Here is a 4,465-nt window from a genome sequence, read left to right as displayed (position 1 = left end):
CAGGCACCCGTGGAGAGCGTGCCGGTCCAGGCGCCTGTGGAGCAGGCACCAGCCGTGCCGGCCGCAACGGATGCCGTGACGGCTCCGCAGCACGCCGCGCCCGTGGAACTGAGTGGCGAGACCTACACGCTGGAGCCCGGCGACACCCTGAGTACCGTCGCCGACAAGCTCGGCGTTGAGGGCGGCTGGCAGAGCTTGGCGGACGCAAACCTGGACACGATTGCCAACCCGGACCTCGTATTCTCCGGGCAGGTCCTCCAGCTTCCCGCCTAAGCCTCAGCACTTTCCGCGGGAGCCGCCCCTTTCCCCAAGAACGACGGCCCGCGGAAACAACAAAAACCCGGCAGCAACAACCCCGGGAAACAACGACGCCGGAGATCCCCTCGCTGGGGAGCTCCGGCGTCGTCCGTTAATGTTCTCGTGACTTAGGCTGCTGCCTTGCCCGCGGTCGGGATTTCGCGGATGATGCGGACCTTCCACGCGGCGTCGTCGCTGGTGTCCAGCAGGGCCACCGTGCCGTGGGCGAGGTTCAGTGCCACACGCTTGGCCGCCAGCAGTTCAAGGTAGAGGTGCTCGTTCATGCGGCTGGGGGTGTCGATCATGTACTTCACTGCGTCGCGGACCTTGCGGTAGTTGGCGCTCTTCTCGCGGTGGAGGTGCAGTTCCAGCATCTGGCGCTGGCGGACCTTGGGCTCGTGCTTGTTGAGCCAGGAGACGGCGAGGTGCACACCGATCACCAACGCGAGGGAGACGGCGTAGATCCACCAGCCGCTGGACATCAGGAACAGGGGCAGGTTGCCGATCGCCACGAGCGCAATCACGATCCGCAGCGCGACGATCCGGCGAAGGGTCAGGGCCACTGAGGCCATGGCCGCACGAAAGCCGTGCTGCTCGTGGCGTGCGGCGGCGGGGTCAAGGGTAAATTCATCAAGGACCAGGATGCCCTTGGCCTCCGGATCAAGCATCTGCCCAAACTTGGGCACAAACAGCTGCGTTGAACCGGCGGTCACTTCAGGTGAAATTGTCATGAGGGGGCTTCCGGGACGGTGGGGCGTTTCGGTGATCTTAGTGGTTAGCGGTATCTGCTGTATGTATCGGTCCACTATGTGAACTATTCCGTTGCCCTGTCGCGGTTGAGGGGCGCTGCCAGGGATCCCGCGCGTGTGGCGCCGGGCACTGCAATTGGCACATCCGCCGCATGCCGTCAGACTGAAGGGATGCAAACCTTCCTTCCGTATCCCGATTTCCGGCAGAGCGCCGCAGCACTGGACACCGCCAGGCTTGGCAAGCAGCGTGTCGAGGCGCTGCAAACCCTCCGGGCTCTGGTGATTCCCGAGTACGGCTGGCTGGACCATCCCGCCGTCCGCATGTGGATGGGCCACGTTCCGGCGCTTACCATGTACGGCCTGGCGATGGTGGACGAATGGACCAACCGCGGCCATGAAGACAACACGCGCGCCAACATCACCGAGTTCGCGCCCCAGGCAGCACACCCGGACTACGCGGCCAAGATCCCGCTGCCGGAGTGGCTCGGAAACCCTGATTTCCACCTGAGCCACCGCGCCAAGCTGCTCCGCAAGGAACCGAAGTTCTACAAGACGGTGTTCCCGGACGCCGACCTGGACCTGGATTTCATCTGGCCTGAGCCCAAGCACGAGTTCTATCCGGCAGAACCCGAGGGCGATATCCTCTGGATCCTCCGCGACCCGCACGCCGAAATCGATCCGCAGACGCTGGATACTGTGGCACTGCCGCCGATCCGCCGCGGCGGCGCTGTTGCGCCCTCCGCCCCTGAGGACGGCTACTCCCCCGTTTACGTCGACGACGGCTCCCGCCGCCCGTCCAAGCAGCCGCGCAAGCTGCCGCCCAAGCAGCTCGTGAAGAAGCCGACCCGGAAGCGCCAGGCGCAGGAGGAAGCGTTCGCCACCCTCCCCGGCAAGACCGCCGTCGCGGTTTCGTTTGAGGACGGCAAAAAGTTCGCCGTCGGGCAGGTGCTGGGCCGTCCCATCACACTCGCCGACGGCCGGTTCGGCCGCACGTTCAGCGTCACCGAGGTGATCGACCGGTCCGCCTTCGATTACCCCGCGCTCCTGCAGGACCCCCGGGTGTTCTTCCCGGTTCCCGCTCCCTGAGTGGCCACGCCGGGGTTTCGCGCCGCTGAGGACGCCTAAGCTCCTGCACGCCCGCGCAACTTTTCCCTTACAGTGATCGTTGAGTGCTGGCAGCAAGCACCAACAGCTTGGGGGCGAAAATGGGGGCAGGCGACGGCACTGCTGAGCAGGCGCGTATTGCGGCGGAACGAGCGGCCAAACTGAGGCGCCAGCTCGACTACGCAGAACGGGCTGAACGGGCGTGGGCCGCGGGTGCCGCTGGTGAAGCCCGGGTTGCCTCGATATTGGACACGCTTGAGGTCCAGGGCTGGATGGCCCTTCACGACGTGCATTGGCCAGGGCGGCCCAAAGCCAATTTGGACCATGTCTTGGTGGGCCCGGGCGGCATCATTGTGATCGATGCGAAGAACTGGTCCGGCGACATCCATCTCCGGAACGGCGTCCTGCGGCAAAACGGTTACTCCCGTGAGCGGGAAGTCTCCGGGGTGGTAGAGCAGTGCTCAGCTGTGGCAGCCCTCCTGGAACCGCGGCACCGCCGCTACGTTCAAGCGTGGCTGTGCATGGTTGGACAACCTGATCTGCAGGGCACCACCGCCAGCGGTGCGCGGGTCCAGGGCATCGACACCGTATGCCGCGCCATAGGCGCTGTGCCGGCGGTGCTTGATGCGAACACTGTTGAAGCCATTCACCAATTCCTGACCAACATGCTTGCCGGAACCTCAAGTCCACCGCTTCTAACCACTGGAGGTGTTCCGACCGGGCCTTCGGATTTCATGCATGCTGCAGGCCCTGCCACATCCTTGGCACGCTGGCGCACTGCACGTGACCCCTCCGATGACCCGCGCACCATACGCCCTCCAGTTAAGGTTCGACCAAAGCCTACACGCAGGAAAAAGACGAGCTGCCTGGGGTGCTCTTCCGGCTGGCACTGGTCATTTTCGCCCTCGGCGTGCTCTCCGGCGTGCTCTCACAACTTTCGCCCCAGCCGCAGAGAGTCCCGGTTCCCGCGCCAGCGGTAGTTTCCACCCTTCCAGCGCCCTGATCAGGCCGCGAATGCGAGTCACGACGGCGGGAATGGCAGACTTTCACCATGACGATTCTTTTGGCCGGCTGCGGCGATCTGGGCACTGAAGCGGGCCTGCGCTTTGCCGCGGCAGGGCACCGCGTGGTGGGCTGGCGACGTTCACCCGAGAAACTGCCCTCTGCCATCGAAGGCGTGGCGGCGGACCTTGGCTCCACGGACCTGCCCATTGTCCCGGCGGACACCACGGCCGTCGTCGTGGCCGTAGCGGCCGACTCACCCACGGAAGCGGCCTACCGTGCCGCGTACGTGGACGGTCTGACGCATGTCCTGGACGCCCTGGAGCGCGACGGCGTGACGCCGCGGCGCGTGCTTTTTGTGTCCTCCACCGCTGTCTACGGGGACGCCGGCGGTGGCTGGGTCGATGAGAGTACGACGGCGGCACCTGGCAGTTTCTCGGGACGTATCCTCCTCGAGGCGGAGGAACTCCTGGTTTCGCGGCTGCGCGGCACTGGTGCCTCGCCTGTTGTGCTGCGGCTGGGTGGGATCTACGGTCCGGGCCGGACTCGGCTGATTGACCAGGTCCGCAGCGGGAATGCCGTGGTTCCCGACGAACCACGCTTTACCAACCGGATCCACCGGGACGACGCCGCTGCGGCGATCGTCCAGTTGGCCACCATGGAAACTATGCCTGCGCCGGTATATGTCGGTGTGGACAACTCTCCCGCTGAACTTGGGGATGTACTGCGGTTTCTGGCCTTGGAAATGGGCTATCCGGAACCGCCCATCGGACCAGCAGGCGAGGCCCGCGGCGGCAATAAACGCTGCAGCAACGCTTTGCTCCGCGGGACCGGGCTCGAGTTCACCTACCCGACGTTCCGGGAAGGGTACCGGGCAGTTCTGGCGCGCACCGCAGTCCGCCACCCGTAGCTTCAGGGCGCGAACGGACACTTGAGGCCCACAACGTCAGCGCACCAGCGCGAACGGACAGTTGAGGCCCTGAATTGCCGCGGCGCGATTCGCGGCACCGATCGTTGCTTCGCAGAGTTATGCACATGGCCATTCAGCCTCGCGGTTATTGTCACACCCTCCGGGGATGATTTGAGTATGGATAGCAGAGCGGCTGTGGCGACGGCGGAGGCCCTTTCGGTGTCCTTCGCTGCGCTTGCTGTGGTGCTCCGTGAGGCTGTCGAAGCCCCGGATCCGTGTACTGACCCGCTGCATCGGAGGTCCGAGCTCGCCCTGCAGACGCTGGCTGCCGTGGCCCGCGGGGAGGCGAAGATGGCGGCCCTGAAAGTCCAGGCGGTCGCCGACTATGACGACGCTGCCCAAG

The 4,465-nt window shown here is 65.3% G+C and carries 5 protein-coding genes and 1 pseudogene; 5 read left to right on the top strand and 1 reads right to left on the bottom strand.

The window, feature by feature from the left end; all coding sequences use genetic code 11:
- Window positions 1-273, top strand: a 273-nt coding sequence (locus tag V6M49_RS15960; RefSeq protein WP_332761980.1) for a LysM peptidoglycan-binding domain-containing protein, incomplete at its 5' end; no start/stop codon positions are given.
- A 152-nt stretch (window positions 274-425) separates the two neighbouring features.
- Here V6M49_RS15960 and V6M49_RS15955 read toward each other — a convergent pair.
- Window positions 426-1,028, bottom strand: coding sequence for a hypothetical protein (locus V6M49_RS15955; protein ID WP_332761978.1), 603 nt, complete (start codon window positions 1,026-1,028; stop codon window positions 426-428).
- A 189-nt stretch (window positions 1,029-1,217) separates the two neighbouring features.
- Here V6M49_RS15955 and V6M49_RS15950 point away from each other — a divergent pair, with 189 nt between their 5' ends.
- The 4 genes and pseudogenes from V6M49_RS15950 to V6M49_RS15940 form a co-directional block, all read left to right on the top strand.
- Window positions 1,218-2,132: an MSMEG_6728 family protein gene (locus tag V6M49_RS15950; RefSeq protein WP_141139631.1), complete on the top strand. Its 915-nt coding sequence runs from the start codon at window positions 1,218-1,220 to the stop codon at window positions 2,130-2,132.
- A 119-nt stretch (window positions 2,133-2,251) separates the two neighbouring features.
- Window positions 2,252-3,130, top strand: coding sequence for a nuclease-related domain-containing protein (locus tag V6M49_RS19955; RefSeq protein WP_442959746.1), 879 nt, complete (start codon window positions 2,252-2,254; stop codon window positions 3,128-3,130).
- Between the two features lie 71 nt (window positions 3,131-3,201).
- Window positions 3,202-4,062 (top strand): SDR family oxidoreductase, encoded by an 861-nt coding sequence (locus tag V6M49_RS15945; protein WP_332761975.1) that lies wholly within the window; start codon window positions 3,202-3,204, stop codon window positions 4,060-4,062.
- A gap of 177 nt (window positions 4,063-4,239) precedes the next feature.
- Window positions 4,240-4,465, top strand: a pseudogene (locus V6M49_RS15940) (HNH endonuclease signature motif containing protein); the annotation flags it as partial.

The organism is Pseudarthrobacter sp. (assembly GCF_036675385.1).
Taxonomy (GTDB): domain Bacteria; phylum Actinomycetota; class Actinomycetes; order Actinomycetales; family Micrococcaceae; genus Arthrobacter.
Note: the sequence above shows the minus strand (reverse complement) of the source record. Positions and strands in the feature narration are given on the sequence as shown.

Coding starts and splice junctions, on each gene's coding strand:
- V6M49_RS19955 (WP_442959746.1), top strand. CDS start 2,252: ATGGGGGCAGGCGACGGCACTGCTGAGCAGGCGCGTATTGCGGCGGAA.
- V6M49_RS15950 (WP_141139631.1), top strand. CDS start 1,218: ATGCAAACCTTCCTTCCGTATCCCGATTTCCGGCAGAGCGCCGCAGCA.
- V6M49_RS15955 (WP_332761978.1), bottom strand. CDS start 1,028: ATGACAATTTCACCTGAAGTGACCGCCGGTTCAACGCAGCTGTTTGTG.
- V6M49_RS15945 (WP_332761975.1), top strand. CDS start 3,202: ATGACGATTCTTTTGGCCGGCTGCGGCGATCTGGGCACTGAAGCGGGC.